The sequence below is a fragment of the Leifsonia sp. LS1 genome (assembly GCF_020521355.1).
GTDB lineage: Bacteria > Actinomycetota > Actinomycetes > Actinomycetales > Microbacteriaceae > Leifsonia.
Genome location: NZ_BPER01000002.1, coordinates 324,923 through 349,054, shown reverse-complemented (window position 1 = coordinate 349,054; position 24,132 = coordinate 324,923). Strand labels below are relative to the sequence as shown.

Sequence of the window (24,132 nt, the reverse complement as noted above, 5' to 3'; positions counted from 1 at the left end):
TGTGGTAAGGCCGAGGCGCGCGATCAGCGGGCGAGGCCGCCGCGCAGCTCGTGCGTCAGCGAGCTGACCACCGCCTGCAGGCTGCCACCGTTCGCCTCGGCGACGGCCAGCTGCCGCTGGTAGCTCGCTCCGCCGTCCAGGATGCGCAGCACCCCTTCCAGCTCCTCGGGGCAGCCCAGCCGCTCCGCGGTCGGGCGCAGTTCGTCGACCAGCTCCCGCAGGGCGTCGGAGACGAGTCGCTCACGGCCGTCCGGGGCCTCGATGATCTCGGCGTCGAGCCCGTAGCGGGCGGCCCGCCACTTGTTCTCGCGCACGAACCACGGCTGCAGGGTGACCGGCTCGGCGCCGGTGTCCAGGTCGCCCGACATCCGGTCGGTCAGGCAGTGGATGAGCGCAGCGACGGCGCCGACCTCGTCCGTCGTCGACAGGCCGTCGCAGGCCCGCATCTCCACGGTGCCCCACTTCGGCGACGGGCGGATGTCCCAGCGCACTTCGGAGTGGTCGGTCACGACCCCGGTGGTCACCAGATCCTGCACGTACTCCTCGTAGTTCGCCCAGGTGCCGAACTGCCACGGGAGGCCGGCCGTCGGGAGCTGCTGGAACATCAGCGCCCGGTTGGACGCGTATCCGGTCGCGGCCCCGGCCCAGAACGGACTCGAAGCGCTGAGCGCCTGCAGGTGCGGGTAATACGTGAGCAGGCCGTTCACGATCGGGAGTGCCTTGTCGCGCGCGTCGATCCCGACATGCACGTGCACACCCCAGATCATCATCTGGCGGCCCCACCACTGCGTGCGATCCAGCAGGCGGTCGTAGCGGTCGTTCGGGGTGATCTTCTGGTCGTACCACTGGGCGAACGGATGGGTGCCCGCGCACAGCAGTTCGACGCCCAGCGGGTCGGTCACCCCGCGCACGAGGTCGATCAGCCCGGAGAGGTCGGCGACGGCGGCCGGCACGGTGCGGTGCACGCGGCTCACCAGCTCGACCGTATTGAGGAGCAGCTCGTGCGTGATCTGCGGGTGCTCCCGCCCGTCGGGCGTCCCGAGCTCGCGCAGAACCTCGTCGGCGATCTGGACGAGGTCTCCCGTCGACCCGTCCACCAGTGCGATCTCCCACTCGATGCCGACGGTGGAGCGCTCGGACTCCGCGAATTCGATCTGCACAGGGCGTTCCGTCCGTCCGATTGTTCAAAGCAGGGCAGTATCTGACAGAATAGCTAGTTGAGTTCCGCCGTACCCGACCCTCTATCCGGTTCGGCGGAATACCAATAGACCTCCTGCCGAGTGTGCCCCCACGCCCACGGCAGTCAGTTCGACGAAACGCACTCATCAACACTGGAGAATTGTGGCTGTCAAAATCCGTCTGAAGCGCCTGGGCAAGATCCGCGCTCCGTACTACCGCATCGTCGTCGCCGACTCGCGCACCAAGCGCGACGGTCGCGTCATCGAGGAGATCGGTCTGTACCACCCGACCGAGGAGCCCTCGCGCATCGAGGTCGACTCCGACCGCGCGCAGTACTGGCTCGGCGTCGGCGCCCAGCCGTCCGAGCAGGTCCTCGTGCTCCTCAAGCTCACGGGCGACTGGGGCAAGTTCAAGGGCGACAAGGACGCCGTCTCGACCGTGAAGACCGCGGACGAGAAGGTCGCGTTCGTCGCCGACGAGAAGAAGAAGCCGGTTCTGAAGCCCAAGGCCGAGAAGCCCGCCGAGGTCGTCGCCGAGGCGGAGGCCGTCGTCGAGGCCGAGGTCGAGGCGGAGGAGGCCGCTGAGGCCGAGGTCGTCGCCGAGGCCGAAGAGATCGTCGCCGACGCCGACGGCGAGAAGGCGTAACACCTTGCTCGCACCCGCGCTCACGCACCTGGTCAAGGGCATCGTCGACCACCCGGAAGACGTGCACGTCGTGGCCAAAGGCTCCCCGCGTGGCGAGGTCCTCGAGATTCGCGTGAATCCCGAGGACCTCGGCCGGGTGATCGGCCGTGCCGGCCGCACCGCCAAGGCGCTCCGCACGCTCGTGTCCGCGCTGGCCGACGGCCGTCGCGTCCGCGTCGACGTCGTCGACGACTGAGGTGGCCGACCACAAGCTGCCCCGTAAGGACGTCGCGCCGCGACCCGGTCAGACCGAGCTCCGCGTCGGCCGGCTCACCAAGGCGCACGGGCTCAAGGGAGCCATCAAGCTCGAACTGTTCACCGACGAGCCGGAGAAGCGGTTCGTCCCGGGAGCGGAGTTCACCCTCCAGGTCCCCACTGCCTCCAAGTGGCACGGCAAGACCCTGAGGCTCGTCGAGCTGCGCTGGTACAACGGGCACGCCGTCGGATTCTTCGAGGGCGTGGACGACCGGACCGAGGCCGAGACCCTGGTGAAGGCCATCCTCTGGGTGAGTCAGGACGCCACGGAGCTCCCCGAGGAGGAGGACGCCTGGTACGACCACCAGCTGGTCGGGCTGAGCGCCCACCGTGACGGCGTGCCCGTCGGCACGGTCGCCCGGGTCGACCACCTGCCCGCGCAGGATCTGCTGGCGATCAAGACCGACGCGGGCGAGGTGCTCGTGCCGTTTGTGAAGGCGATCGTGCCCGAGGTCGACCTGGCCGCCGGAACGGTCACGCTCACGCCGCCGACGGGGCTCTTCGAAGAGCTTCCGGAGGAGGGGGAGGCTCCGTCCGGGGACGCCTCGGCCGGAGAATCGCCCGCTCAGGGAGAGCCGCCCGCTCGGGGCTGAACGTCGTGAGAAGAGCCCCGACCATCCGGTCGGGGCTCTTCTCGTTCTCAGCCGACGATCGCGAGGCCGCGGGCGCGGAGCCCGCGGGCGTCCGCGCCGAGCGCCGTCGCCAAGCGCTCGTGGGTGGCCACGATGTGGCGGTGGATGTGCTCCGCAGCCGCGTCCGCATCCCGCGCCGCGACGAGGTCGAGGATCCGCCGGTGCTCCTCCCAGGCGGTCCGCCGTGACTCCTCACTCCGCACCTCCAGCCAGCGGGTGCGGGCGAGGCGGGTCATCGCGGCGTCGACGGAGTCCGCGAAGAAGTGGTTGCCGCTGAGGGCGGCGAGCCGCATATGGAAACCGGTGCCCGCTCCGATGGCGTCCTCGTGCGTGCGGCCGAGGTCGTATGCGCCCAGCCGGGTCACCAGGGCAGCGATGTCGTCATCGGTGGCGCGCTCGCAGGTGAGGCGCACGGCGGCCGTCTCCAGGGCGTCGCGCAGCTCGCTGAGCCGGGCGATCTCGCCGAGGTCGATGGGGGAGACTTGCCACGCGCGACCGTCGCGCGAGACGAGGCCCTCGCCCTCCAGACGCATCAGGGCGGCCCGCAGCGGTGTGCGAGAGACTCCCAGGTCGGTCTCGAGCCCTCGCTCCGTCAGGCGGGAGCCGGGCACACGGTCGAGGTCGAGGATCTCGGCGCGCAGGCGCTCGTAGACAGTGGACTGCTCGCTCATGGGGTCCTCTCGATGTGGTGCACCGGGCTGGTATACCATTAGGGTATACCGCATGATGCCCGTCCTTCAACGATCCGACTCGCGACGGCCCCGCCCGTGGATGATGCTGGGGTTCGGCGTGCTCGCCCAGGCGAGCTCGACGGTGTTCGTCTCGACCCCGGCGTTCCTCATCCCGTTGCTCCACACCGAGAGGGGACTGAGCCTCGCCCAGGCGGGACTGCTCGCGTCGGCGCCCACGCTCGGGCTCGTCCTCACGCTGATCGCGTGGGGCGCGCTGAGCGACAGGATCGGGGAGCGCTGGGTGATCGCCTCCGGGCTCGCCCTGACCGCGATCGCGGGGCTCGCAGCGATGTTCGTGTCGTCGTACGTGCTGCTCGGCGCGTTCTTCCTCCTGGGCGGCATGGCCGCGGCCAGCCCCAACGCCGCCAGCGGGCGCGTCGTGATCGGTTGGTTCCCGAAGGAGCGGCGGGGACTCGCCATGGGCATCCGCCAGATGTGCCAGCCGCTTGGCGTCGCGATCGCCGCGATCTCCATCCCGTTGCTGGCGAATGCGGGCGGTGTCGCCGCCGCGCTGATCGTTCCGACGGCCCTCTGCGCCGTCTCGGCCGTCTTGTGCGCCGTCGGGATCGTCGACCCGCCGCGACCGCCGCGGAAGGCGTCGCCGGGGGAGGCCGAGCACCGACAAGCGACCTGGCGCCCCTATCGCGAGACCTCGCTGCTGTGGCGCATCCACTCGGTGTCGATGCTGCTGGTCGTCCCTCAGTTCACCGTGTCGACCTTCGGCCTGGTGTGGCTCGTCACCGAGCTGCGCTTCTCGTCGCTGGCGGCCGGCATCGTGATCGGCGTGAGCCAGTTCGCGGGTGCGATCGGGCGCATCGGGGTGGGCGTGCTCAGCGACCGGGTCGGCAGCCACCTGCGGCCACTGCGCTGGGTGTCGCTCGCGGCCGTCGTGGTCATGCTCCTGATGGCGGCCGCCTCGGCCTTCGGCTCGGTGGCCGCCGCGGTCATCCTGATCGTCGCGGCGATCGTCACGGTCGCCGACAACGGCCTCGCCTACACGTCGGTCGCCGAGATCGCCGGGCCGTTCTGGTCGGGCCGTGCCCTCGGTGCGCAGAACACCGGTCAGTTCCTGGCGGCGTCGGTCGTCGGGCCCGCTGTGGGCGGCCTCATCGGCTGGCTCGGCTATCCCGTCGCCTTCGCGGTGGTCGCCCTCTGCCCGGCCGTCGCGACTCCGCTCGTCCCGCGCGACCGGGAGCTGGCCGTCGTCCCCGAATAGACTCGTCTGCATGCGCATCGACATCGTCACGATCTTCCCGACGTTCTTCGATGTGCTGGACATCTCCCTGCTGGGCAAGGCGCGGCAGTCGGGGATCATCGAGCTGGGCGTGCACGACCTGCGAGACCACACCCACGACCGGCATCGCACCGTCGACGACACCCCGTACGGCGGGGGAGCAGGCATGGTGATGAAGCCAGAGCCCTGGGGGGAGGCCCTCGACGCCGTGCTGGGCGAGGGAGCGCGCGATCCCGTGGTGATCTTCCCGTCGCCGGCCGGCGAGGTCTTCACCCAGTCCCTCGCGCGCGAGCTGGCCGAGGAGGAGCACCTCGTCTTCGGCTGCGGCCGCTACGAGGGGATCGACCAGCGGGTGTTCGACGACACGGCGACGCGGGCACGCGTGCGGCTGATGAGCATCGGCGACTACGTGCTCAACGGCGGGGAGGTCGCGACGATGGCGATGATCGAGGCGGTGGGACGTCTCATCCCCGGCGTCGTCGGCAATCCGGAGAGCCTGGTGCAGGAGTCGCACGAGGACGGTCTCCTGGAGTACCCGAGCTACACCAAGCCGGCGCAGTGGCGCGGGCACGAGGTGCCGCCGGTGCTGCTTTCGGGCAACCACGGCGCGATCGCGACCTGGCGGCACGAGCAGCAGCTCGAGCGCACCCGGCGCGTGCGTCCGGATCTGCTTCCCGGAGACTGAAGCGCGCGGGAGCCGGCAGCGTCGCCGCGGGGCTACGGCGCGGAGAGGACGAGGGGGCCGTCCGGCGTGATCGCGACCGTGTGCTCCGAGTGCGCTCCGCGGGAGCCGTCCGCGCTGCGCAGCGTCCAGCCATCCGGGTCCGTGAGGATCTGGTCCGTGGTCTCGAGGAACCACGGCTCGATCGCGATGACGAGTCCGGGCTTGAGCGGGAAGCCGCGGCCGGCGCGACCGTCGTTCGGGACGTGCGGGTCGCCGTGCATGGTGCGCCCGACCCCGTGGCCACCGAACTGCGTGTTGATCGAGTAACCCTCGGCGTGCGCGACCGCCGCGATGGCGGCGGAGATGTCCCCGATCCGCCCGCCTGGCTGCGCGGCGGCGATCCCCGCGGCCAGGGCGCGCCTGGTCGTGTCGATCAGGCGCAGGTCCTCGTCGCGCGCGGATCCGACGACGATCGACACCGCGGAATCGGCCACCCACCCGTCCACGCTCGCGGCGAAGTCGAGGCTGAGGAGGTCGCCGTCGCGCAGCCGGTAGTCGTGTGGGAGGCCGTGGAGCACGGCATCGTTGACGGACGTGCAGATGACCTTGCCGAACGGGCTCGCTCCGAACGACGGGTGGTAGTCGATGTAGCAGGATTCGGCGCCGCGCGACCGGATGAGGTCGTGCGCGATGCGGTCGAGCTCCAGGAGGTTGACGCCCACCTTCGCCGCGGCGGCGGTCTCGCCCAGCACCTCGGCGACGAAGCGGCCGGCCGGCCGCATCTGCTCGATCTCGGCGGGGGTCCTCAGCTCGATCACGGGTGCGTTCCTCTCCTGACGCCGTCCGCGCGCTGCGCACGGCGGCGCATCCCAGTCTTCCACGGACGTTCGGCCCTCGGCGAACCCGCAGCCGGAGCACAGGCGGGCGCGGCTACGCTGGTCGCGTGATCATCCGCAAGGCGTTCTACTGGTGGCTCTTCCCGTCCGCCGTGGTGCTCCCGGTGTGGCTGCTGATCGGCTGGGCGGCGTTCAGCCAGGGGAGCGGCTGGAGCTTCCTCGGCCTCCTCATCCTGTGCCCGATCCTCTTCCTCGCCCAGCTCGCCGTCGGCGGCATCACGGTCGCCCGGCGCAGCGCACGCGACGTCCGCGCCGTCTCGTGGGCCGACGCCGCCCTCCTCACCGGGTGGCACGCGTCGGTGATCGCCTTCGGGTTCTTCCCTGCCGGTGCGACGGGCTGGCTCGCGGTGCTCGCGGTCCTCTTCTTCCTCGGCACGTTCTGGCTCGTGCTCTGGGAGCTCGTCACCGACATGCGAGCGCGGGTGCAGCAGACCTTCGAGGCGTACGAGCGCGCCGCCCAGCCGCAGCAGGTGCGTCGCCCCGGCCCGGCCGACGAGAGCATCGAGTACATCGTGGTCGAGGAGCGGCACGACGACCGCTGACCGCTTTGGCGATCAGACCCCCGGCATGGCAGAATGGATGCTTGTGCCGCGGCCCGGCTCTGCCACAGGGGAGCCAGCATCGACTCGTGCACACCCCAACCGAATGAACGGCCGCCCGCGCCTCGCGTGATCGCGGCCCCGAATCCGTCCCCGACCTGTCGGCGGGTACAGAGAGCGAACAGCAATGCACATCCTCGACCAGGTGGACGCAGCGTCCCTCAAGTCGGACATCCCCGAGTTCCGCGCCGGAGACACCGTCAAGGTGCACGTGAACATCATCGAGGGCTCGCGCGCGCGCGTCCAGGTGTTCCAGGGCGTCGTGATCGGCCGCTCGGGCGAGAGCGTCCGCGAGACCTTCACGGTCCGCAAGATCAGCTTCCAGGTGGGCGTCGAGCGCACCTTCCCGGTCCACTCGCCGGTCATCGACAAGATCGAGGTCGTCACCCGCGGTGACGTCCGTCGCGCCAAGCTCTACTACCTGCGCGAACTGCGCGGCAAGAAGGCGAAGATCAAGGAGAAGCGCGACAACTGAGCCGCTTCCCGCAGCGTGTCGCGCGGCCCTGCGCCGCAGTCGTCCTGAGCTCCCGGTCCTACACTGGACCGGGAGCTCAGACGGTTAAATGACGGAAGACACGGTTCCCGCAGGCGCGGGGCGCGCGGCGGGTGGCGAGCGCGAGAAGCGGCGCACGGCGCTGAGGTTCGCCCGCGATGCCGCGATCATCGTCGTCGTGGCCCTCCTGGTGTCGTTCCTGGTCAAGACATTCGTCGTCCGCTCGTTCTACATCCCCTCCGGCTCGATGGAGAACACGCTCCAGATCCAGGACAAGATCATCGTCAACGAGCTGCAGCCGTCGCTCCTCCCGCTCGCCCGCGGCGATGTGGTCGTGTTCCGGGATCCCGGAGGCTGGCTGCCGCGCGCCGCCCCGACGCGGCAGGACCCTCTCGGCCAGGTGGTCGACACCGCGCTCACCTTCGTCGGCCTGTCGGCGTCCGACAGCGACGACCACCTGGTCAAGCGCGTCATCGGCCTGCCCGGCGACCACGTCACCTGCTGCACGGCCGGCGGGCGCCTGACAGTGAACGGGGTCCCCATCGTGGAGCCGTACGTCGTCGTCCCCTCCGGGCAGGTCGACGCTGCGACCGTCGCGTTCGACGTCACGGTCCCCGCGGGCGAGCTCTGGGTGATGGGGGACAACCGGTACGCGTCGCAGGACTCGTCCCGCAATCAGGCGCTGTCGGGGCACGGTTTCGTCCCGGTCTCGAACGTCGTCGGCCGGGCGTTCGTGATCAGCTGGCCGTCCAGCCGGTGGACCTGGCTGGACGACTATCCTGAAGTCTTCGCACGTGTGGAGGAGAGCTCAGGATGATGGCCCCGGTGACGCCGACGCTGCGCTTCGAGAAGGCGCTGTACCGCGACGGGGTGACGTCCATCGTCGCCGTCGATGAAGTCGGGCGCGGCGCCCTCGCCGGCCCGGTGGCGGTGGGCATGGTCGTGATCGACACGGCGGTGAGGCGCATCCCGGTCGGGCTGCGCGACTCCAAGCTGCTGCCGGAGGCGGCGCGCGAGGCGCTGGAGCCGGCGTGCCGACGCTGGTCACTGTTCCACGCGGTCGGCCTGGCCACCGCCGCCGAGGTCGACTCCCTCGGAATCATGCGCTGCCTCGGTCTCGCCGGAGCCCGGGCTCTGGCCGCTCTCGAGGAGGAGGGGGCACCCGTGCACGACAGCACGCTCATCCTCGACGGCAACTACGACTATCTCAACCCGTCGCTGATGCGCCCCGCGCGTGTGGTGACCCGCGTCAAAGCTGACCGCGACTGCGCGTCGGTGGCGGCTGCTTCGGTGATCGCGAAGGTGCACCGGGACCGGTTGATGATCCAGCACGACGCCGAGTACCCGGGCTATGGCTGGGCGAGCAACAAGGGGTACTCCTCCCGCGAGCATTTCGCCGCGCTGGACGCGCTCGGCCCGAGCGCGCTGCACCGTCTCACCTGGCTGAAGGACACCGCCACCCTCGACATTCCGCTCTGAGCTCCGAACCGGCATAGACTTGACGGACGATGGATGAAGACGAGTTCGACGACTACGACCGCGAGGTCGAGTTGGCTTTGTATCGCGAGTACCGGGACGTCGTCTCGCAGTTCAAGTACGTGATCGAGACGGAGCGCCGCTTCTACCTCGCCAACGAGGTGGAGTTCGTGCGCCGGGACACCGAGCACGACTTCTACTTCGAGCTCACGATGAACGATGTGTGGGTGTGGGACGTCTACCGCGCCGACCGATTCGTGAAGTCGGTGCGCGTGCTCACGTTCAAGGACGTCAACATCGAGGAGCTCTCGAGCAAGGAGTTCGAGCTCCCGAAGGAGCTCGCTCTCGACGAGTAGCACGTTCTCCTCCACAGCGGCTCTCTCTCCGCCTCCTCTCCACCGATCTTCCGGATCCGCCCGCTGCGGGGCCTCCTCCGCCCAGTCTGGTGGCAGGAGGAACACATGGCAGAGAAAGACGAATTGGGCCGTCGTGGCGAAGCGGTGGCGGCGGAGCGGCTGGAGGCGTCGGGCCGTATCGTGCTCGACCGCAACTGGCGTTGCGCGATCGGGGAGATCGACCTCATCCTGCGAGAGGGCACGACGACCGTCTTCGTCGAGGTGAAGACGCGCAGCTCGCTCGCGTTCGGGCATCCCTTCGAGGCCATCACCTCCGCGAAGAGCGCCCGGTTGCGGCGACTGGCGGCGGAGTGGTGCCGCGAGAACGGTCCTCTGCCGGGCGACATCCGGATCGATGCGGTCGCGGTGATCGACGCGTGGGGTCCCGCGCCGGCGGTCGAGCACCTCGCCGGGATCGCGTGATGGCGCTGGCACGCGCGTTCGCCGTCGCCTTGACGGGCGTACGGGGTGACATCGTCGAAGTGGAGGCCGACATCTCCGCCGGGCTCCCGGCCTTCGTGCTCATCGGCCTGCCGGACGCCGCGCTCGGCGAGTCGCGCAAGCGTGTCAGTGCGGCCGCCGTCAACGCGGGCAGCCCCCTCACCCAGCGCAAGCTCACGGTCAACCTCTCCCCGGCGTCACTGCGCAAGCAGGGGAGCGCTTTCGACCTGGCCATCGCGATCGCGGCGCTGGCCGCGGCCGGCGACGTTCCGGCGGAGTCGGCCGCCCGCGCGGTCCACCTCGGTGAGCTGGGGCTCGACGGGCGGCTCCGGCCCGTCCCCGGGGTGCTACCGGCGGTCGTCGCGGCCCGGGAGGCCGGCTTCCGGCGCGTGTTCGTCCCGACCGCCAACGCCGCGGAGGCCGAGCTCGTGGAGGGGATGGAGGTCGTGGCCGTCGTGGGACTCCGGGCAGCGGCGATCGCCCACGGTGCCGACCTCGACCCGGTGGACCTCGATCCCGTGGAGGGGCCTCGGCTCGACCTCGGTCCGGCAGAGGAGCCGGACCTCGCGGACGTCGCCGGCAACGACGAGGCAGTGGACGCCCTCGTCGCGGCAGCGGCGGGCGGCCATCACGTCGCGATGGTCGGACCTCCCGGCGCAGGCAAGACCATGCTGGCTCGGCGGCTGCCGTCGTTGCTGCCCGATCTGAACGGGGAGGAAGCCTTGGAGTCGACGTCGATCCGCTCGCTCGCGGGGCTCGGGGTCGGCGGCGGCCTCGTGCGCCGGCCGCCGTTCGAGGCGCCGCATCACACCGCGAGCGCGGTCTCTCTGGTGGGCGGCGGCAGCGGCCGCATCGTTCCCGGAGCCATCGTGCGCGCGACCAACGGGGTCCTCTTCCTCGACGAGGCCGCCGAGTTCCCGCCCTCGGTGCTCGACGCCCTGCGGCAGCCGCTCGAGTCGGGGTCCGTCAGCATCCACCGCGCGAGCGGTGCGGCGACCTTCCCCGCGCGGTTCCAGCTGGTCCTGGCCTCCAACCCCTGCCCGTGCGGGCGTTACGGCTCGGTCGACGAGGAGTGCACGTGCACGCCGATCGCGCGCCGTCGGTATCTCGCGCGTATGTCCGGACCGCTGCTCGACCGCGTCGACATCCACCTCACCGTGCGCAGGCTCGGACTCGCCGCGCTGCGATCGGGGCGGGACGGGGAGCCGACAGGTCGCACCAGTGCGGCGCTCCGGGAGCGCGTGCACGCCGCGCGCTCGGCGGCGGCGGCACGGCTGGAGGGCACCGGCTGGCTCCGCAACGCCGACGTGGCGGGCGTCTGGCTGCGGTCGGGATCGCGGCGCATCGGCCCCGCCACCCTCGGACCCCTCGACCGGGCGCTCGAGCGCGGCGCGATCACCATGCGCGGCTACGATCGGGCGCTCCGTCTGGCGTGGACTCTGGCCGACCTCGACGGTGCGGGTGCGCCGACGGCGGACCATCTCGGGCGCGCACTCTTCCTCCGGCGGGGGATCGGCGCATGACCGCAGACAGAGGATTCCTCGGCGTCCCCTATGCACGGCTGGCGGCGCTCCTCGATCCGGTCGCCGTGGGTGCGCCCGTGGTGGCGGACGCGGGCGATGCCAGGGAGACTGTGCGTATCCGCATGGCCCGCGCGGCGCTGGGGACGATGTGCGAGCCCGGTGATCTGGACGCCGGGGCGCTCGTCGCGGCGCTCGGCCCGGTCGAAGCGCTGACCGCGATCGTGGACGACGAAGACGCCTCCCGCCTGCTGCAGCGCATCGGCGGCACCTCGTCGAGCGCGCGCCAACGTGCGCGGCTGGATGAGGCGCTGAAGCGCTGGCGCGCTCGCGGGACGCTCGAGTCGGGAGTGCGGGCCCTGGAGATGGCCGCGCACGTGGGGGCGCGCCTCCTGACCCCGGAGGATGCCGCATGGCCCGACGGCCTCCCCTCACTCGGTGCCGGCGAACCTCTCGCGCTCTGGGTGCGCGGCGATCCGGGACGACTCGCGGGGTTGCGTCGTTCGATCGCTCTGGTCGGCGCACGGGCAGCAACCGGCTACGGGGAGCACGTCGCGATGGAGAGCTCCGCCGGGCTCGGCGATCGCGGCTTCGCCATCGTCTCCGGCGGGGCGTACGGCATCGACGGAGCCGCCCACCGTGCCGCCCTCGCGAGCGGACACGTGACGGTCGCATTCCTCGCCGGCGGTGTCGACCGCCTCTATCCCGCCGGTCACTCCGACCTCCTCCGCCGTGTCGCCGACACCGGCCTCCTCCTCGGCGAGCTGCCCTGCGGGTCGACGCCCACGCGCTGGCGGTTCCTCATGCGCAACCGCCTCATCGCGGCATCCAGTGCGGCGACCGTCGTCGTCGAGGCCGGGCAGCGCTCCGGCTCCCTCAACACGGCCGGTCACGCCGCCGAGATCGGACGCCCATTGGGCGCGGTGCCGGGTCCGGTGACATCACCCGCCTCCGCGGGCTGCCACCGGCTCATCCGCGAGTACGCCGCCACCTGCGTGACGACGGTCGAGGAGATGGCCGAGCTCGCCGGTCCGATCGGCGCCCCGGGCGGAACGGCGGGCGACGCGTCCGCCGACGCCTCCGTGAGGAATGGCGCGGACGGCGACGACCTCACCGTGCTCGCCGCCCTGAGCGACGCCTGCGGGCTCGAACCGGGCGACCTCGCGCGAGCGACCGGACGCCCCGTCCGCGACGTGAGCGCCGCTCTGGGCCGCCTCGAGCTCTCCGGCACCGTCCGTCTCACCGGGCGTGGATGGGAGGCGGTGCGATGAGGCAGCAGCGCGAACGGGTGGCGAGAGGGGGCAGGAGGCGAGGCGGTCGACCCATGGGTCGAGGGAGCGGACCCATGGGTCGAGGGAACGGACCGTGGGACCGGCATGGTGACGAAAGCGCGGCTCCGCTCAGGCGGCCGATCCCGGGGTCCGCCGAGGGTCGCTGCACGAGTCGGCCGTCGGCGAGGGGGATGCTGGAGGGGTGCACTTCACGGACGCGATCGACGGCTACGCCCGCCACCTCGAGGTCGAGCGCGGATACTCCGCGCAGACCGTGCGCGCGTACCGCTCCGACCTGACCGCGCTCGCCGCGTTCGCCGCCGCCCGTGCGGCTGCGGCGCGCGGAACGGAGACGGTCGCGAAGACGTCGGCGGCGGTCGCATCGGTCGGCACCGAGGCCGTGACTCTCGAACTCTTGCGGGACTGGCTCTGGGACGGGGCGCAGCGGGAGCTCGCGAAGGCGACGCTTGCGCGGCGGTCGGCGGCGGCGCGCGGGTTCAGCGCGTGGCTGACGCGAAGGAGCGGGGCGCCAGTCGATCCCGCCGCGCGGTTGCGTGCGCCGCGGCCGGACAAGACCTTGCCGCGCGTGATCACACGCGCCCAGATGGACGACCTCCTCGGCGGGCTCGCCGCGCGGGCGGACGAGGGCGAGCCGGCTGCCCTGCGCGACCTGACGGTGATCGAGCTGCTGTACGCGACAGGTATCCGGGTGTCGGAGCTGACCGGGCTCGACGTCGACGACGTCGACCTGGACCGGCTGACCGTCCGCGTGCTCGGCAAGGGAGCGAAGGAGCGTGTGGTGCCGTTCGGGGTGCCCGCGTCGATCACCGTCCGCCGCTACCTCGCCGACGCGCGACCCCGGCTCGCCGCCGAGCGCTCCGGCCCGGCCCTGCTGTTGGGCGCCCGCGGCGGCCGGCTCGGTCCGCGTGCGGTGTACGAGCTGGTCGCCGGGCTGCTCGCAGAGATCCCGGGTGCGGGTCCGGCGGGGCCGCACGCCCTCCGGCACACGGCCGCGACGCATCTCCTCGACGGCGGCGCCGACCTGCGGGCGGTGCAGGAGATCCTCGGCCACGCCAGCCTCGGCACCACCCAGATCTACACCCACGTCTCGACCGAAAGACTCAGAGAGAGCTACCGCATCGCCCACCCGCGCGCCTGAACGCTGGAGGCGGTCGCCACACACGTCACACCGGCCGAGCAGAGCCCATCGGCTGAGCGGGAGCGGGATCGGTGCCGGCCGGTTCTGAGTGCGCTCATCGGCCGAGTGGGAGCAGGATCGACGGGGGGACGCGCTCGAAGAAGAGCAGCGGTGAGACGTACTCGCCGTCGACCCGGAGGCCGACATGCAGGCAGGCGTCCGCGCAGTGACCGCCCGTGGCCACGACACCGAGAGGGTGACCGCGCGTGACCGTGTCCCCGGCCACCAGAGACGAGTCGAGAGGCTCGTAGCTCGAGAGCACCCCGTCGCCGTGGTCGAGTGTCACCACGGAACGGTCGACCACCCGCCCGACGAAGCGGACGATCGCGGTGTTGGGGGAGCGAACCGCGCTCGCCGTCGTCGACGCAATGTCGATGCCGCGATGCCCCGCCGAGTAACGATCGACCGGAGACTCGAACCCGCGCGACAGATGCGAGGGAGCGAACGGCCACTCCCACCGGGGCCGCTCCTGCGCCGCAGCAGAGGCCGCCGCCGATGCGGCCGATGCCGGCTCTCCGACGACGGTAGTCGGTATCGCCGTCGTCTCCGCCTTCGCCACCGAACCCTGGACGGCCACGAGGATCACCACTCCGGCGCCGACGACCCCGGCGCCGACCACCCACAGCCGCTGTCCCCTCTCACTCCACCCGCTCACGCGACCCCTCCTCGCCTCGTCCTCGTATCGGCCGGCCCGTTCCCTCCGCCTTCACCCTCGCGCAGGCATGACTCGCCGGGAGCGCTTCTGCGGTTCCGGTGGAGAACGCCGATTATGCACATCCGTTCGCCTGTCGCTTTTGCCGACCGCGATTCCGGGCGTACGGTGAACAGCGCCGGTGAGGCTCCTGATGCGGATCGCGCACGGGGTCGGTGCCGGAAGGGCCCGTGATCCGACGGCTCACGCACGGACGGCCCACAACCGAACAAGGGGATAACGAGATGTCTGGAGAGCGCAGCAGCGCCGCAGAGGACGAGGTCGGGTACGAACCCACGTCCGCGATGAAGCGACGGGTGGTGGGGCTGGCCGTGTCGGCCGCGGTCGGCGGGTTCCTCTTCGGTTTCGACTCGTCGGTGATCAACGGCGCGGTGGACTCGATCCAGGAGCACTTCGCGCTCAACGCGTTCGTCAAGGGCTTCGTGGTGGCCATCGCACTGCTGGGCTGCGCGCTCGGCGCATACATCGCCGGTCGGCTCGCCGACCACTGGGGCCGCATCAAGGTGATGCTGCTCGGCGCCGGCCTCTTCCTGGTGAGCTCCATCGGCGCGGGACTGGCGTTCTCGGTGTGGGATCTCGGGCTGTGGCGTGTCGTCGGCGGACTCGGGATCGGCATCGCCTCGGTCGTCGCCCCGGCCTACATCGCCGAGATCTCGCCGAAGCGTTCGCGCGGCGGGCTCGCGTCGCTCCAGCAGCTCGCGATCACGATCGGTATCTTCGTCGCCCTCCTCTCCGACGCACTCCTCGCGGGTGTGGCCGGCTCGGCGTCGAGCCAGCTGTGGTTCGGGCTGGAGGCGTGGCGGTGGATGTTCCTCGTCGGCGTCGTCCCGTCGGTCGTGTACGGCATCCTGGCCCTGAGCCTTCCGGAGTCGCCGCGCCACCTGCTCGCGACAGGCAAGCGCGACGAGGCGAAGAAGATCTTCGCGACCCTCGTCCCGGCAGACCACGTCGACCAGCAGATCGCCGACATCGAGCGCGCGATCGCCGAGGACAAGCAGGGAGCGAAGGCCTCGCTGCGCGGCGACCGGTTCGGCCTGAAGCCGATCGTCTGGATCGGCATCATCCTGTCGGTGTTCCAGCAGTTCGTCGGCATCAACGTGATCTTCTACTACTCCACCTCGCTCTGGCAGGCGGTCGGTTTCACCGAGAGCAACTCGCTTCTCATCACGGTGATCACGTCGGTCACGAACGTGGTGGTGACGGTCGTCGCCATCCTCCTGGTCGACCGGATCGGCCGTCGCCCGATCCTGCTGACCGGGTCGGTCGGCATGGCGATCTCGCTCGGGCTGATGGCGCTCTCGTTCACGTTCGCGACGAAGTCGGGCGACGCGGTGTCGCTGCCGAACCCGTGGGGGCCGATCGCGCTCATCGCCGCCAACGCGTTCGTGATCTTCTTCGGCGCATCGTGGGGTCCGCTCGTCTGGGTGCTGCTGGGGGAGATCTTCCCGTCGCGCATCCGCGGCGTCGCGCTCGGTGTCGCCGCCTCGGCCCAGTGGATCGCGAACTTCCTCGTCACGGTCTCGTTCCCGCCGATGTCGGACTTCTCACTGCCGTTCACCTACGGCATGTACGCCGTGTTCGCGGCCCTGTCGTTCTTCTTCGTGTTCTTCAAGGTGCCGGAGACGAAGGGCATGGCGCTGGAGCAGGCGGAGACGCTGTTCACGAACGCCCGTGGGCGCCAGCGCGGACCGCAGGTGCGCTCCACCGGCGACAACGCGTGAGGCCCCGTTCCTGATAGGATGTGCGAAGCACTCCGCTCGTCGGAGTGACTACGCGTGCCCGGACACCCGCAGGGTGGGGCGCACTTCCACCGGTCTCCTCCACACATCCCGAGCGGTTTTCCGCGCGGGCGGACGAGGAGCGGAGGTGCGCGGGGCACCAGGAACGGCGGCCGCCGGCCGCCGTGGACAACCGCACATCGCACCCGTCCCGGCATGGCCGAGCGGGCGCGCCCAACACAAGGAGAAACGGCAAATGGCCGTCGTCACCATGCGCCAGCTGCTCGACAGCGGCGTCCACTTCGGACACCAGACCCGCCGCTGGAACCCGAAGATGAAGCGATTCATCCTCACCGAGCGCTCGGGCAGCTACATCATCGACCTGCAGCAGTCGCTCACCTACATCGACAAGACCTACGACTTCGTCCGCGAGACGGTCGCCCACGGCGGCACCATCCTCTTCGTCGGCACCAAGAAGCAGGCGCAGCAGGCGATCGCCGAGCAGGCGACCCGCGTGGGCCAGCCCTACGTCAACCAGCGCTGGCTCGGTGGTCTGCTGACCAACTTCCAGACCGTCTCCAAGCGCCTCGCCCGCATGAAGGAGCTCGAGGAGCTCGACTTCGAGGGCACCACCAGCGGCTTCACCAAGAAGGAGCTGCTGATCAAGAAGCGCGAGCTGGACAAGCTCCACAAGTCGCTCGGCGGCATCCGCAACCTGTCGAAGACCCCGAGCGCGCTCTGGGTCGTCGACACCAAGAAGGAGCACCTCGCGATCGACGAGGCGAAGAAGCTGGGCATCCCGGTCATCGCCATCCTCGACACCAACTGCGACCCGGACGAGGTCCAGTACCCGATCCCGGGCAACGACGACGCCATCCGCTCGGTCGGCCTCCTGACCCGCATCGTCGCCGACGCCGCGGCCGAGGGCCTCATTCAGCGTCACCAGAAGCCCGAGGAGGGCACCGAGCAGGCCGAGCCGCTCGCCGAGTGGGAGCAGGAGCTGCTGCAGGGCCAGGCCGAGGTGCAGTCGAGCGCCGAGACCGAGAAGGCCGCTGACGCCGACCTCGCCGAGGCCGAGGCGGACTCCGCCGAGGTCATCGCCGAGGGCGAGGCCGACGCCGAGGCTGCGGCGGACGCCGAGCCCGAGGCCAAGTAGTCACCCCACAAACCCGCTTTCGACAAGAAGGTTCCAGTCAGAACATGGCAAACATCAGCATCGCTGACATCAAGGCCCTGCGCGAGCAGCTCGGCACGGGCATGGTCGACACCAAGAAGGCGCTCGAAGAGGCCGGTGGCGACATCGAGAAGGCGACCGAGATCCTCCGCCTGAAGGGTGCGAAGGGCAACGCGAAGCGTGCCGACCGCTCCACCAGCGAAGGCCTCGTCGCGGCCAAGGAGAACGGAAACGGCTCCGCCACCATGATCGAGCTCGCTTGCGAGACCGACTTCGTGGCGAAGGGCGAGAAGTTCATCGCCCTGGCCGACAAGGTCCTCGACGCGGCCGCCGCCGCGGGTGCGACCACGGTGGAGGAGGCCCTGGCCGCCCCCGCCGGCACTCAGACCGTCGCCGAGCTCATCGGCGACGAGGCCGCCATCCTGGGCGAGAAGGTCGAGCTCCGTCGCGTCGCGTCCGTCTCGGGTGAGAACTTCGCGATCTACCTGCACAAGACCTCCAAGGACCTGCCGCCGCAGGTCGGTGTCGTCGTCGGCTACACCGGCTCCGACGCGGAGACCGCCCGCAGCATCGCGCAGCACATCTCGTTCGCGAACCCGACCTACCTCACCCGTGAGGACGTTCCGGCCGCCGAGGTCGAGAACGAGCGTCGCATCGTCGAGGAGATCTCGCGCAACGAGGGCAAGCCGGAGGCCGCCCTCCCGAAGATCATCGAGGGTCGCCTCGGCGCGTTCTTCAAGCAGGTCGCCCTGCTGGAGCAGGAGTACGCCCGCGACAACAAGCTGACCATCGCCCAGGTGCTGAAGGACTCGGGCCTGACCGTGTCCGGCTTCGCCCGGTTCAAGGTCGGCGCCTAAAGCACCGATGAAGGAGTCCGGATCGCCGTGAGCGATCCGGACTCCTTTTCTGTGCGCCCACCCATAGGCGCACGAAAAGACACGCACTAGCGTTAGAACGAAAACCACGGAAGGACCACACACGACATGTCGGCAGCCAACACGAGACGCAGGGTCCTTCTCAAGCTTTCCGGCGAGGCGTTCGGCGGGGGGCAGCTCGGCGTCAACCCCGACATCGTGAGCAGCATCGCCCGCGAGATCGCGCAGGCGGCGGAGGACGTCGAGATCGCGATCGTCGTCGGTGGCGGCAACTTCTTCCGCGGCGCCGAGCTTTCGCAGCGCGGGATGGACCGCGGGCGCGCCGACTACATGGGCATGCTCGGAACGGTGATGAACTCGCTCGCCCTGCAGGACTTCCTCGAGCAGGCGGGCGCGGAAACGCGCGTGCAGTCGGCCATCTCGATGACCCAGGTCGCCGAGCCGTACATCCCGCGCCGCGCGGAGCGCCATCTCGAGAAGGGCCGCGTCGTCATCTTCGGCGCCGGCGCCGGACTGCCGTACTTCTCGACCGACACGGTCGCCGCGCAGCGCGCGCTGGAGATCAGCGCCGACGTCGTGCTCGTCGCCAAGAACGGCGTGGATGCCATGTACGACTCCGACCCCCGCACCAATCCGGGGGCGCGCAAGATCGAGCACATCAGCCACCAGGAGGCGCTGCAGCAGAATCTCAAGGCCGTGGACTCCACCGCGCTGAGCCTCTGCATGGACAACGGCATGCCGATGCGCATCTTCGGGATGGAGCCGGCCGGTAACGTCACCGCGGCGCTGCTCGGCGCCGAGATCGGCACCCTGCTCGGCTGAGCGCCGCCTGGCCCCGCCGCCGGGTGCGACGCGTGGGCTCTAGACTAGACACCGATTCACCGATCTGAAGGAGAAACCGTGATCGCGGATGTGATTTCCGATGCCCGCCAGCGCATGAGCAAGACCGTTGATGCGGCGAGAGAGGACTTCGGCACCGTGAGCGCGGGCCGCGCCAACCCGGCCCTCTTCCAGAAGGTGCTCGTGGACTACTACGGTTCGCCGACGCCGCTGGCCCAGCTGGCCGGCCTCCAGAACCCCGAGGCCCGGGTACTGCTCGTCACTCCCTACGACAAGTCGGCGCTGAAGGAGATCGAGAAGGCCATCGTCAACATGCCGAACCTCTCGGCGAACGTCGGCAACGATGGCGAGATCGTCCGCGTGACGCTTCCCGAGCTCACCGAGGACCGCCGCAAGGAGTTCGTGAAGATCGTCCGCGGAAAGGGCGAGGACGCCAAGGTCGCCATCCGCAACATCCGCCGCAAGGCGAAGGACGACCTGGACGCGCTCAAGGGCGAGGTCGGCGACGACGAGGTGGCGCGCGGCGAGAAGGAGCTGGAGTCCCTCACGCGCACCAACGTCGACGCGGTCGACGAGGCCTTGAAGCGCAAGGAAGCCGAGCTCCTCGAGGTCTAGGCATGAGCGAGGGGAGCGACCCCGGCGCGCCCCACGCGCCGGTGACGGGCAGGCGGGGGAAGCCGCGTTCACGCGAGGAGCTCCGCGCGCAGGTGCAGGCCACACGCGCGGACTTCGAGCGTCAGGTTCAGGCCCGCAAGGCACAGCTCGACGCGACGAACGAGCTGATCGAGCAGCGCGCCGGGCGCAACCTGATCCTGGCGATCCTGATCGGGCTGGGCGTCGGAGCGATCGTGGTCGTCAGCCTCATCTTCATCAAAGAGCTCTTCATCCCGTTCGGGATGGCGATGGCCGGGTTCGCGGCCTTCGAGCTCACGCAGGCGTTCCGCGGCGCCGGTCGTCGCGTTCCGCGCGTCCCGACCCTGCTGGCCGCGGTGGCGATCATCCCCGCCGCCTTCTGGTTCCACGCCGGCGGGCAGCTCGTCGCCCTTGCGGCGGGTATCGTCCTCGTCGTCGTGTGGCGGCTGATCGAGGAGGCCGCGCTTCCGGTACGACGCGCCGGGGGAGCGGCGCTCGTCCGCGACCTCACCTGGAGCATCCTGGTGCAGCTCTACGTCGGGCTTCTCGCGAGCTTCGTGCTGCTGCTGCTCGCGGAGCCGGGTGGCGAGTGGTGGGTGCTGGCGTTCGTCATCGTGGTCGTCGCGGTCGACACGGGCGCGTACGCGGCCGGTCTCGCGTGGGGCAAGCACCCGATGGCGCCGACCATCAGCCCGAAGAAGACCTGGGAGGGTTTCGCCGGTGCGACGGCCGCAGCCATCGTGGCCGGTGTGCTCGTGTCGGTGTTCATGATCGACCGGCCGTGGTGGTTCGGCATCGTGTTCGGCGTGGTGCTGCTGCTGACCGCGACCGCGGGGGATCTCTCCGAGTCGCTCATCAAGCGCGATCTCGGCATCAAGGACATGAGCTCATGGCTGCCGGGTCATGGCGGCTTCCTCGACCGTCTCGACTCGATCCTGCCGTCCGCCGCCGCCACCTACGTGCTGTTCCTCATCTTCCGATGACACAATGGGGGACGTGAGCACCTTCCCCCGCACCCCGAAGAAGCAGGGCTACGACGTCGAGCAGGTCGACGCGTTCCTGCAGACCGCCCGGCGCGCGTACGACGACGACGCCTCGGCTCCGCTGACGTCGGCCGACATCCGGCGCACGGCCTTCTCGATGCAGAAGGGCGGCTATTCGACCACACACGTCGACGCGGCCCTGGAGCGGCTCGAGGACGCCTTCGCGCAGCGCGAGCGCGAGGGCGCACGGCAGAGGATCGGTGACGAGGCCTGGTTCGCCGACGCGCGCAGCACCGCGCAGGTCGTGCTGAACCGGCTCGACCGGCCGGTGGGCCACCGCTTCGACCGGGTCAGCTTCCTCACCCTGGGCTACCACCGGCAGGACGTCGATCGCTTCGCGAACCGTCTGGTCAAGTACTTCCAGGACGGCCGCCCGATGAGCGTCGAGGAGGTCCGCACGGTGACGTTCCGCGAGCAGCGCGGCGGCTACCGGGAGGTGCAGGTCGACCTGCTCCTGGACAGCGTCACGGACGTCATGCTTGCCGTCCGGTGACCCTGGCTGTTGCCTGAACGCGTGCGCGGTTTCTTGGATTGTCCGCGGAAGTCCGTTATGGTCTTGTGATCGTGGGTAGACGAGAAGCAGCAGAGATCGTTCCGCTGACCCCGGCCAACCCGGTCGGAGTCGCCTTCAAGCGATCCCGACGACCGCACATCCGGTCGCGAGCCCTGCTCTGGGGTTTCGCCTTCACCGCCGCCGTAGGCTTCGCCCTGGTGAACGTGGTGGACCCGTACTCCGGTTCGGCGGCGACTCCGGCGTATGCGGACACGATCCCGACCGCCCCCACCACGTCGCGCTTCGGCGGGGCGCCCACGCAGTCGCTCACCGCTCCGGACTCGTACACCACCCAGGTGCAGCGCGACACGGTGAGCGTGAAGGCCAAGCCGACGCCCACTCCGACTCCCACCGCGACGAGCAAGTCGTCCGGATCGTCCTCCGCTCCGGCTGTCGGAACGCCCGACCCCGGGACGGCCCAGGCGATCGCCTACGAGATGCTCCAGGCCCGTGGCATGGGGGACGACCAGTTCAGCTGCCTGGTCGCGCTCTGGAACAAGGAGTCGCACTGGAACGTGTACGCGCACAATACCAGCAGCGGCGCGTACGGCATCCCGCAGGCGCTTCCCGGCAGCAAGATGGCATCGGCCGGGTCCGACTGGGAGACCAACCCGGCGACGCAGATCACCTGGGGCCTCGGCTACATCACCGGCCGCTATGGCGACCCGTGCGGTGCCTGGGGGCACTCGCAGTCCTCCGGTTGGTACTGATCGGCGGCGCGGACCGGCGTCCGGCGCGGCCTGGCCGGCCGGTTTAGACTGGTCCAATGCCGCGCAGCAACCGTCCCCGAGGCCGCCACGGCCCGGGGCGTGACCGCTTTGAGGACCAGCAGGACACCGGGCTCGACCGACTGCTCTCCGGTTGGCGGCGCACAGAGACGCGCCGCGGGACGACCTGGAACGTCCAGCCGGTCTCGGCCGCCCAGGCGCAGAAGAGCTACGTGTGCCCGGGATGCGGGCGCGACATCGCCCCGGGAGTCGCGCACCTCGTAGCGTGGCGAGCGGACGGCGTGCTGGGCGACGGCGCCGACCTGGCGGCACGACGGCACTGGCACGAATCCTGTTGGAAGATCGCCTGAGCGCAGTCCCGCGGCGATCTTCGACCACCGAGAAGAGAAGGACCCACGTGAGCACCATCGAGATCCGCGGCGGCGTCGAGCTGCCTGCGCGCCGTGAGGACATCGAGCTGCACACGCGCGACGGCCTCACCCTCGTCGGTGAACTGGCGAGCCCTCTCGACCGCGAGCCGGTCGCGACGCTCGTGACGCTGCATCCGCTGCCGACCGGCGGCGGTTTCATGGACTCGCACATCCTCCGCAAGGCCGCCGGGCGTCTGCCCGCTCTGGCCGACATCGCCGTGCTGCGATTCAACACGCGCGGCACCGCGTCGCCGCGCGGCCGCAGCGAGGGACGGTTCGGCCACGGGGTCGACGAGCGCTACGATGTGGAGGCCGCGATGGCGTTCGTCGCCGAGCGGGGCCTCCCGCACCCGTGGCTTCTCGGTTGGTCGTTCGGCACGGAGTTGGCGCTGATGTACGGGCGCGAGTGCCCGGTGGACGGCGTCATCCTGCTCTCGCCGCCGCTGCATCGGGCCAAGCCCGAGCACCTCGCGGCATGGGCGGGGGACTCCCGGCCTATCGTCGCCCTCATCCCCGAGCACGACGACTACCTCCAGCCTGCCGAGGCGGTGCGGCGATTCGCGCCGCTGCCCCAGATCGAGCTGGTCGACGTCGCGGGAGGAAAGCACCTGTGGGTGGGCGAGAATCAGACGCGCCGCGTTCTGGACGAGATCGTCGCCCGGATCAACCCGGCCGCGGCCCCACTGCCTACCGAGTGGAGTGAGCCCGCCGCGGTGTGATCCGCAGCGGACGCGCCTACAGCTCGTTCTGGCGGGGGATGACGACCTGCTTGATGATCAGCAGCAGGGCGGCCGCGAAGGGGATGGCCACGAGCGCGCCGAGGATGCCGAGCAGTGTGCCGCCGGCGAGCGCGGCGACGACGACGAGCGCCCCGGGCACGGAGACGGCGCGGTTCATGATGCGTGGGCTCAGGACGTACGCCTCGACCTGCATGTACACGATGTAGTAGATCGCGGCGGCGATCGCCGTCGGAGGACCGGACAGGATGCACACCGCGACGATGATGACCGAACCGGTGATCGTGCCCACGAGCGGGATCAGGGAGAAGAAGAACGCGATGAACGCCAGCAGCACCGGGAACTTCGCGCCGATGATCGTCAGGAAGATCGCGCTCAGCACTCCGTTGACGAGGGCGAGGGAGACCTGGCCCATGACGTACTTGCCCACGGAGTCGGTGATCTGGTCGCCGAGGTCGGCGAAGCGGGATCGCTTCGAGGCCGGGACCAGCTGGTAGGCCGCGCGCTTGATGCTCGGCAGCGACGCCGTGAAGTAGATCGTGAGGATGATCACGATGATCACGCCGAACGCGCCCTGGACGATGCCGGAGGCGGTCTGCAGGATCTTCGACGTGATGTCCGGGAGGTTCTGCTGCAACCACTGTGTGACGGCATTGATGTTGGTGTCGTTGATCACCGACGGGAACTGGTGCTGCAGACTCTGGAACCAGTCCTCCGCGCCTCCGCTGTTGACCCACGTGATCGTGTTGTTGACGAGCTGCGTCGCCTGCGAGATCGCGACCGGCACGATGGACCAGATCAGGCCGACGAACGCGCCGATGATCACGACCAGCGTGATGACCAGCGCCAGCCAGCGCGGGAAACGACGGCGCTCGAGGAACGAGATGAGGGGCTCGATGCCGAGCGCCAGGAAGAGCGCGGCGCCGATGTAGGTGATGATCGTGGCGAGGCTGACGATCGACGTCAGGATCAGGATGCCGAGACCGACACCCAGCGTCCCGATGAGCCCGACCCGGAATGCGTTCTGGATCTTCATGTTCC

At 70.1% G+C, this 24,132-nt stretch carries 29 protein-coding genes; 24 read left to right on the top strand and 5 right to left on the bottom strand.

Translation table 11 applies throughout. From position 1 onward, the window contains the following. Window positions 1–23: 23 nt before the first annotated feature. A complete protein-coding gene (locus LLS1_RS04975) occupies window positions 24–1,160 on the bottom strand; it encodes a glutamate--cysteine ligase (RefSeq protein WP_226653839.1) in 1,137 nt (378 codons plus the stop codon). 181 nt (window positions 1,161–1,341) lie between these two features. Between LLS1_RS04975 and rpsP the strand changes: the two genes are divergently transcribed. From rpsP to rimM, 3 genes are read left to right on the top strand one after another with little or no spacing between them, the layout of a single operon-like run. After that, window positions 1,342–1,824 (top strand): 30S ribosomal protein S16, encoded by a 483-nt coding sequence (gene rpsP, locus LLS1_RS04970; protein WP_223360661.1) that lies wholly within the window; start codon window positions 1,342–1,344, stop codon window positions 1,822–1,824. A gap of 4 nt (window positions 1,825–1,828) precedes the next feature. Beyond that, complete coding sequence (locus LLS1_RS04965) at window positions 1,829–2,059, top strand: RNA-binding protein (RefSeq protein ID WP_223360662.1); 231 nt, start codon at window positions 1,829–1,831, stop codon at window positions 2,057–2,059. Between the two features lies 1 nt (window position 2,060). Next, window positions 2,061–2,711, top strand: coding sequence for a ribosome maturation factor RimM (rimM, locus tag LLS1_RS04960; RefSeq protein WP_226653838.1), 651 nt, complete (start codon window positions 2,061–2,063; stop codon window positions 2,709–2,711). Between the two features lie 47 nt (window positions 2,712–2,758). Here rimM and LLS1_RS04955 read toward each other — a convergent pair whose 3' ends face one another. Continuing rightward, window positions 2,759–3,421: a GntR family transcriptional regulator gene (locus tag LLS1_RS04955; protein WP_226653837.1), complete on the bottom strand. Its 663-nt coding sequence runs from the start codon at window positions 3,419–3,421 to the stop codon at window positions 2,759–2,761. 52 nt (window positions 3,422–3,473) lie between these two features. Here LLS1_RS04955 and LLS1_RS04950 point away from each other — a divergent pair, with 52 nt between their 5' ends. Both LLS1_RS04950 and trmD read left to right on the top strand, forming a co-directional pair. After that, on the top strand, window positions 3,474–4,697 hold the full coding sequence (locus tag LLS1_RS04950) for an MFS transporter (RefSeq protein WP_226653836.1): 1,224 nt from the start codon (window positions 3,474–3,476) through the stop codon (window positions 4,695–4,697). 10 nt (window positions 4,698–4,707) lie between these two features. Next, window positions 4,708–5,400, top strand: a complete 693-nt coding sequence (trmD, locus tag LLS1_RS04945; protein WP_226653835.1) for a tRNA (guanosine(37)-N1)-methyltransferase TrmD — start codon at window positions 4,708–4,710, stop codon at window positions 5,398–5,400. A gap of 32 nt (window positions 5,401–5,432) precedes the next feature. Here the strand turns inward: trmD and map are convergent, their stop codons facing one another. After that, window positions 5,433–6,197 (bottom strand): type I methionyl aminopeptidase, encoded by a 765-nt coding sequence (map, locus tag LLS1_RS04940; protein WP_226653834.1) that lies wholly within the window; start codon window positions 6,195–6,197, stop codon window positions 5,433–5,435. Between the two features lie 125 nt (window positions 6,198–6,322). Between map and LLS1_RS04935 the strand changes: the two genes are divergently transcribed. The 9 genes from LLS1_RS04935 to LLS1_RS04895 all read left to right on the top strand — a co-directional run bounded on the left by LLS1_RS04935 (window position 6,323) and on the right by LLS1_RS04895 (window position 13,629). Continuing rightward, entirely contained in the window at window positions 6,323–6,817 is a 495-nt protein-coding gene (locus LLS1_RS04935; protein ID WP_226653833.1) for a hypothetical protein, read from the top strand. A gap of 184 nt (window positions 6,818–7,001) precedes the next feature. Continuing rightward, a complete protein-coding gene (rplS, locus tag LLS1_RS04930; protein WP_223360669.1) occupies window positions 7,002–7,349 on the top strand; it encodes a 50S ribosomal protein L19 in 348 nt (115 codons plus the stop codon). 88 nt (window positions 7,350–7,437) lie between these two features. Beyond that, window positions 7,438–8,184, top strand: coding sequence for a signal peptidase I (gene lepB / locus LLS1_RS04925; protein ID WP_226653832.1), 747 nt, complete (start codon window positions 7,438–7,440; stop codon window positions 8,182–8,184). Beyond that, window positions 8,184–8,846, top strand: coding sequence for a ribonuclease HII (locus tag LLS1_RS04920; RefSeq protein ID WP_374758245.1), 663 nt, complete (start codon window positions 8,184–8,186; stop codon window positions 8,844–8,846). Before lepB ends, LLS1_RS04920 begins: the two co-directional genes overlap by 1 nt. Before the next feature lie 29 nt (window positions 8,847–8,875). Next, entirely contained in the window at window positions 8,876–9,199 is a 324-nt protein-coding gene (locus tag LLS1_RS04915) for a DUF2469 family protein (RefSeq protein WP_018190696.1), read from the top strand. A gap of 105 nt (window positions 9,200–9,304) precedes the next feature. Further along, window positions 9,305–9,661: a YraN family protein gene (locus LLS1_RS04910; RefSeq protein ID WP_226653830.1), complete on the top strand. Its 357-nt coding sequence runs from the start codon at window positions 9,305–9,307 to the stop codon at window positions 9,659–9,661. Next, window positions 9,661–11,202, top strand: coding sequence for a YifB family Mg chelatase-like AAA ATPase (locus LLS1_RS04905; protein WP_226653829.1), 1,542 nt, complete (start codon window positions 9,661–9,663; stop codon window positions 11,200–11,202). Before LLS1_RS04910 ends, LLS1_RS04905 begins: the two co-directional genes overlap by 1 nt. Beyond that, entirely contained in the window at window positions 11,199–12,470 is a 1,272-nt protein-coding gene (dprA, locus tag LLS1_RS04900) for a DNA-processing protein DprA (protein WP_226653828.1), read from the top strand. The genes LLS1_RS04905 and dprA overlap by 4 nt, the downstream gene beginning before the upstream one ends. A gap of 202 nt (window positions 12,471–12,672) precedes the next feature. Further along, window positions 12,673–13,629 carry a tyrosine-type recombinase/integrase gene (locus LLS1_RS04895; RefSeq protein WP_226653827.1) on the top strand — a complete coding sequence of 319 codons (957 nt, stop codon included), beginning with the start codon at window positions 12,673–12,675 and terminating at the stop codon, window positions 13,627–13,629. 94 nt (window positions 13,630–13,723) lie between these two features. Here the strand turns inward: LLS1_RS04895 and LLS1_RS04890 are convergent, their stop codons facing one another. Then, window positions 13,724–14,323, bottom strand: coding sequence for a murein hydrolase activator EnvC (locus LLS1_RS04890; RefSeq protein ID WP_226653826.1), 600 nt, complete (start codon window positions 14,321–14,323; stop codon window positions 13,724–13,726). A 281-nt stretch (window positions 14,324–14,604) separates the two neighbouring features. Between LLS1_RS04890 and LLS1_RS04885 the strand changes: the two genes are divergently transcribed. The 10 genes from LLS1_RS04885 to LLS1_RS04840 all read left to right on the top strand — a co-directional run bounded on the left by LLS1_RS04885 (window position 14,605) and on the right by LLS1_RS04840 (window position 23,073). Further along, the gene (locus LLS1_RS04885) at window positions 14,605–16,101 is read left to right on the top strand and encodes a sugar porter family MFS transporter (protein WP_226653825.1); all 1,497 of its coding nucleotides are present in this window, start codon (window positions 14,605–14,607) and stop codon (window positions 16,099–16,101) included. A gap of 253 nt (window positions 16,102–16,354) precedes the next feature. Beyond that, on the top strand, window positions 16,355–17,254 hold the full coding sequence (gene rpsB, locus LLS1_RS04880; RefSeq protein ID WP_223360678.1) for a 30S ribosomal protein S2: 900 nt from the start codon (window positions 16,355–16,357) through the stop codon (window positions 17,252–17,254). Between the two features lie 44 nt (window positions 17,255–17,298). Next, the gene (gene tsf, locus LLS1_RS04875) at window positions 17,299–18,129 is read left to right on the top strand and encodes a translation elongation factor Ts (RefSeq protein ID WP_223360679.1); all 831 of its coding nucleotides are present in this window, start codon (window positions 17,299–17,301) and stop codon (window positions 18,127–18,129) included. A gap of 126 nt (window positions 18,130–18,255) precedes the next feature. Next, entirely contained in the window at window positions 18,256–18,969 is a 714-nt protein-coding gene (gene pyrH / locus LLS1_RS04870) for a UMP kinase (RefSeq protein ID WP_223360680.1), read from the top strand. Window positions 18,970–19,047: 78 nt separating this feature from the next. Continuing rightward, window positions 19,048–19,602 carry a ribosome recycling factor gene (gene frr / locus LLS1_RS04865; RefSeq protein ID WP_226653824.1) on the top strand — a complete coding sequence of 185 codons (555 nt, stop codon included), beginning with the start codon at window positions 19,048–19,050 and terminating at the stop codon, window positions 19,600–19,602. A 2-nt stretch (window positions 19,603–19,604) separates the two neighbouring features. Continuing rightward, window positions 19,605–20,603 carry a phosphatidate cytidylyltransferase gene (locus tag LLS1_RS04860; RefSeq protein WP_226653823.1) on the top strand — a complete coding sequence of 333 codons (999 nt, stop codon included), beginning with the start codon at window positions 19,605–19,607 and terminating at the stop codon, window positions 20,601–20,603. A 13-nt stretch (window positions 20,604–20,616) separates the two neighbouring features. Continuing rightward, window positions 20,617–21,156, top strand: coding sequence for a DivIVA domain-containing protein (locus LLS1_RS04855; protein ID WP_223360683.1), 540 nt, complete (start codon window positions 20,617–20,619; stop codon window positions 21,154–21,156). A gap of 71 nt (window positions 21,157–21,227) precedes the next feature. Beyond that, entirely contained in the window at window positions 21,228–21,926 is a 699-nt protein-coding gene (locus LLS1_RS04850) for a lytic transglycosylase domain-containing protein (RefSeq protein WP_226653822.1), read from the top strand. Between the two features lie 56 nt (window positions 21,927–21,982). Continuing rightward, window positions 21,983–22,294, top strand: a complete 312-nt coding sequence (locus LLS1_RS04845; protein WP_223360685.1) for a hypothetical protein — start codon at window positions 21,983–21,985, stop codon at window positions 22,292–22,294. Between the two features lie 56 nt (window positions 22,295–22,350). After that, window positions 22,351–23,073 carry an alpha/beta hydrolase gene (locus LLS1_RS04840; protein ID WP_226654038.1) on the top strand — a complete coding sequence of 241 codons (723 nt, stop codon included), beginning with the start codon at window positions 22,351–22,353 and terminating at the stop codon, window positions 23,071–23,073. A gap of 16 nt (window positions 23,074–23,089) precedes the next feature. On the opposite strand, the gene LLS1_RS04835 is transcribed toward LLS1_RS04840, so the two are convergent. Further along, entirely contained in the window at window positions 23,090–24,127 is a 1,038-nt protein-coding gene (locus tag LLS1_RS04835) for an AI-2E family transporter (protein WP_223360686.1), read from the bottom strand. Window positions 24,128–24,132: the final 5 nt, after the last annotated feature.

Excerpts from the sequence above, each read along its gene's own strand:
- rplS (WP_223360669.1), top strand. The coding sequence starts at position 7,002 with ATGCACATCCTCGACCAGGTGGACGCAGCGTCCCTCAAGTCGGACATC.
- LLS1_RS04910 (WP_226653830.1), top strand. The coding sequence starts at position 9,305 with ATGGCAGAGAAAGACGAATTGGGCCGTCGTGGCGAAGCGGTGGCGGCG.
- LLS1_RS04955 (WP_226653837.1), bottom strand. The coding sequence starts at position 3,421 with ATGAGCGAGCAGTCCACTGTCTACGAGCGCCTGCGCGCCGAGATCCTC.
- trmD (WP_226653835.1), top strand. The coding sequence starts at position 4,708 with ATGCGCATCGACATCGTCACGATCTTCCCGACGTTCTTCGATGTGCTG.
- dprA (WP_226653828.1), top strand. The coding sequence starts at position 11,199 with ATGACCGCAGACAGAGGATTCCTCGGCGTCCCCTATGCACGGCTGGCG.
- LLS1_RS04905 (WP_226653829.1), top strand. The coding sequence starts at position 9,661 with ATGGCGCTGGCACGCGCGTTCGCCGTCGCCTTGACGGGCGTACGGGGT.
- LLS1_RS04915 (WP_018190696.1), top strand. The coding sequence starts at position 8,876 with ATGGATGAAGACGAGTTCGACGACTACGACCGCGAGGTCGAGTTGGCT.
- LLS1_RS04845 (WP_223360685.1), top strand. The coding sequence starts at position 21,983 with ATGCCGCGCAGCAACCGTCCCCGAGGCCGCCACGGCCCGGGGCGTGAC.
- tsf (WP_223360679.1), top strand. The coding sequence starts at position 17,299 with ATGGCAAACATCAGCATCGCTGACATCAAGGCCCTGCGCGAGCAGCTC.
- LLS1_RS04920 (WP_374758245.1), top strand. The coding sequence starts at position 8,184 with ATGGCCCCGGTGACGCCGACGCTGCGCTTCGAGAAGGCGCTGTACCGC.
- LLS1_RS04835 (WP_223360686.1), bottom strand. The coding sequence starts at position 24,127 with ATGAAGATCCAGAACGCATTCCGGGTCGGGCTCATCGGGACGCTGGGT.
- LLS1_RS04950 (WP_226653836.1), top strand. The coding sequence starts at position 3,474 with ATGATGCCCGTCCTTCAACGATCCGACTCGCGACGGCCCCGCCCGTGG.
- rpsB (WP_223360678.1), top strand. The coding sequence starts at position 16,355 with ATGGCCGTCGTCACCATGCGCCAGCTGCTCGACAGCGGCGTCCACTTC.
- lepB (WP_226653832.1), top strand. The coding sequence starts at position 7,438 with ATGACGGAAGACACGGTTCCCGCAGGCGCGGGGCGCGCGGCGGGTGGC.
- LLS1_RS04885 (WP_226653825.1), top strand. The coding sequence starts at position 14,605 with ATGTCTGGAGAGCGCAGCAGCGCCGCAGAGGACGAGGTCGGGTACGAA.
- pyrH (WP_223360680.1), top strand. The coding sequence starts at position 18,256 with ATGTCGGCAGCCAACACGAGACGCAGGGTCCTTCTCAAGCTTTCCGGC.
- LLS1_RS04860 (WP_226653823.1), top strand. The coding sequence starts at position 19,605 with ATGAGCGAGGGGAGCGACCCCGGCGCGCCCCACGCGCCGGTGACGGGC.